The sequence below is a fragment of the Paraburkholderia xenovorans genome (genome assembly GCF_046030735.1).
In the GTDB taxonomy this organism is placed as follows: domain Bacteria; phylum Pseudomonadota; class Gammaproteobacteria; order Burkholderiales; family Burkholderiaceae; genus Paraburkholderia; species Paraburkholderia xenovorans_A.
Genome location: NZ_JAQQBV010000084.1, coordinates 1 through 3,365, shown reverse-complemented (window position 1 = coordinate 3,365; position 3,365 = coordinate 1). Strand labels below are relative to the sequence as shown.

Annotated in this window: 3 protein-coding genes; 1 reads left to right on the top strand and 2 read right to left on the bottom strand. The window is 53.5% G+C overall.

The genetic code is table 11. The features are described 5' to 3' along the window. Together PQQ51_RS34095 and PQQ51_RS34090 are read right to left on the bottom strand one after the other, a co-directional pair. Nucleotides 1–1,079 (bottom strand): HAMP domain-containing protein (locus PQQ51_RS34095; RefSeq protein ID WP_408501585.1); only part of this gene is annotated, 1,079 nt, incomplete at its 3' end. A 182-nt stretch (nt 1,080–1,261) separates the two neighbouring features. Further along, entirely contained in the window at nt 1,262–2,575 is a 1,314-nt protein-coding gene (locus PQQ51_RS34090; protein ID WP_408501584.1) for a dicarboxylate/amino acid:cation symporter, read from the bottom strand. Between the two features lie 634 nt (nt 2,576–3,209). Between PQQ51_RS34090 and PQQ51_RS34085 the strand changes: the two genes are divergently transcribed. Further along, nucleotides 3,210–3,365: glutaredoxin family protein (locus PQQ51_RS34085; RefSeq protein ID WP_408501586.1), on the top strand; the 156-nt coding region annotated here is incomplete at its 3' end.

The following is a 3,365-nucleotide window of genomic DNA, read 5'->3' as shown; positions in this document are numbered from 1 at the left end:
GTTCGCACGGAATCGCTTCCCAGTTGAATCTGCTCGAGTACTACAGTGAGCTTGTCAGCGAAGGTATTGAACGATCGGGCGATCTGCGCGACTTCGTCAGCGCCGTCGGAAGGCAAACGTTTCGTCAGATCCCCGTCTGCGGACCCGATGGCATCCATCGCATCGCGGACCATTGAGAGTCGGCGGAACACATAAGACGTCAGCATGCCTACGATGATTGCCGACAGTAACGCCACCGCGACAAGCACGATTGCGGACACCTTTAAAAGCGATCGCAGTCCGGCTGTTGCGTCCGCTTTGTCTAGCGCTACTATCAGTGACCAGTCCGTATTGGCCACGCTTCGCCGATACAGCAATTTGACGGCACCGCCGATCTTTACCTCGACAGGCGCGCTGGATCGCGTCATTGAATCGAGCGTCGCGGCAGTCAATTCGGGAGAGAGTTCCGTTGCGGGAGCGAGGATCAGTCTGTCATCGGCGTGGGCGATGACTGTCCCGCCAGAGTCGACGAGAAAGCCAAAACTTGCGGGTGTGGGACGGATAGCTTTCACATTGGCAATAACGCTATCCATTCCAATGTCGCCAGCCACGACACTCTCCAAGTGTCCGTTGTGGAGAATAGGAACCGCGACTGTTACGACAAGTTTGTGGTTACTTGCGCTCACGTACGGTTGCGTCAAGACAGGTCTGCCCGCCGCGACCGCCTGCTTATACCAGGGGCGGCTCGTTGGATCATAGTTGGGAATGTACTCCGACGAATCGGACCGCTTAGCCGACTTATCCGGATAGCCGGCGTAGACCTTCGTGAATCCACCTGCATTTTCAATCTGCTTGAAAGCGGGAACCGGATCAGGAGTCAGCGCCGCCTCTTGCAGCGAGGCAATCATTCTGGACCGGGATGCGACCCAGTCTTCGATGCCTGCCAGGCGGCCATTTGCAACTGACTCAAGGTTCTGGTTGATCGTCTCCTTACTGTAAGACTGGACAACCATATAGCTTATCCCACCGGCAACGGCCAGCGCGACGACAACAATCGAAACGCACGTTAGCGAAATAAGAGTGCGGATTGAGCGAATCATGTTGCGATCCCTTTTAGGAGAAGTTCTTCTGCGTTGCGCGGTCACGCACCGGGTGAATCGACAGAGTCGTTCGCGCCGGGCACCAGCACCACGTCGACGATTTCCGCACCTGCGGCTGTAAAGGCATCGCCAGGAAGCTCGCGCCGGTGCCGGCGTCGCTCTGGATCGTGACCCGCATTGGGCTAACCACCGTGGCTGCTCTGTCGCCGTGGACTGATTGCCGTCACGTGTGATTCACCATTCAATTCGATTTTTTGCTCCGGCAGTCGCAAATATTTTTCCTCCCACTTCGCCACAACCGCCGTAGCGATGCCACTGCCGATCAGGTTCGTTACGGTTCTTCCCATATCGACAAAAGTATCTGCCGCAAGCAACAAAACAATCCCTGACGCCGGGATTCCAAACATCGGAACTGTCGCCGCAACGATAACCAGTGAGCCACGCGGCACGCCCGCACTTCCCTTGCTTGAAATTAGCATGATGAACAACATGACAAGTTGCTGCGCGAACGACGCGTGAACGTGGTACGCCTGCAGCAGAAATACAGTCGCAAACGCCTGATACATCATTGATCCATCGGCGTTAAATGAATAGGCAAGCGGAAGTACGAACGTACTTATTTTATTTGGAATCCCGAATGTATCGAGGCGTTCGATCATCTTCGGAAAAGCTGCCTCGCTGCTTGACGTCGAGAATCCCACAAGCAATGGTGCACGCATTACTGAAAGCAAACGAAAAACTGAACGACCTAGCGTCAAAAATCCCGCGACTATTACGATGCACCACAGCAGCGCGAATCCGCTATACACGGCGCCGATGAATTTCCCGTACACAAGCAGTACGCCAATGCCCTGCTGAGCAATCGCCGATGCAATGGCAGCAAAGACCCCGACTGGTGCGAAGTACATCACATACCGTGTCACTCTTAGCATGACCTTGAAAATACCTTCGATCGTCTGAGCCAACGTTCCCACCATCGGCTCCGTCTTACCCATTGACGAGATCGAAAAGCCGAACAGCACCGCAAAAAGCAGAATCGCGATAATGTCATTCTGCGACATGGCCATCACCACGCTTTGCGGGACAATATGTTCAACGAGATTTTTCAGGCTAAATGTTCCCATGTCGAGTCCGGTGTTCGCCGGCCCCTCAGGCGTAACAGCAGAACTACCGAGCCCATACAAATTCGCCAGAAAAAGGCCAAGCACCAGTGAGACGATCGATGCAGCAAGAAACCAGATCAGTGCCTTGCCGCCTATACGGGCAATCTCCTTTGGCCCTTCGCTCTTCGTCATTCCAGCTACGATGCCAGCGAAGATCAGCGGCGCGATGATCATTTTTACCAGTCGCAGGAATACCTCCGCGACCGTTCCGATGTAACCCACAATCTCTTTGTTAACCGGCCCATCAGGTACCACAGCGTGCAAGATATAACCAGTCGCGCAGCCCAATACCAGAGCAATCAGGATCAAGGCTGATAAGCGATGATGCTTCATTACTGTCTCCGAGCAGTACCACTGGGGTACTTTATATAACCAACATCCCCGCCGAAACGTCTATTCGTTGACTGCCTGAGGTCCAATGAGCAGGATTCCAGCGCGGAACCCGTAGCCCAGATCTCAATGTCTTGTAATGCGTAGCATGACGAATTATTTATCTAATTGTCAGACCATCCCGGATCGCTTTTTTAACCAGAAGCGATCAGGCTAAATTCGCCACGTGCTTGACGGTCCAACATCGCCAGACAACGGTTTCCCATCCCACCACCCCTAGCCCTTCTGCGCCAGATCCCTTGATCGCCGCAAAAGCAAGCCATTCATGATATGAATTCTGAATACAGGATTCGAGATTGATGGAAGAATAAAAGGATGTCAAGAGAATCCTCCACAAAGCGAGCAGTCATGCTCCGCCTTGACAAGTTCGGGTGAGACGCCTCGATCTGCCAAATTCCCGGAATTTCAACTACTAACAGGGGTTTGCGCGACCTTGACTGTCAACAGTGGATCGCAGATCTCCCCTCCCGCAGAGCAATCTCGAACCCCACTTGCCCGTCGTCATATTGCATTGTATAGTCACATAACGCAATTTAGCGCTGCCCATCGGCAGATCCAAGAACACCCGTCACAGGGAATGGAGATTTCAATGTCAGATCAATTACGCGTTTTATGGCAACCGGGCTGCACAAGCTGCGTCAAGGTGAAGGAGTTCCTGACACAGCTGGAGGTGCCCTTTGAGTCGGTCAATATCATTGAGAACGCAGCAGCGCGCGAGGAACTGGCAAGACGC

Excerpts from the sequence above, each read along its gene's own strand:
- PQQ51_RS34090 (WP_408501584.1), bottom strand. The coding sequence starts at position 2,575 with ATGAAGCATCATCGCTTATCAGCCTTGATCCTGATTGCTCTGGTATTG.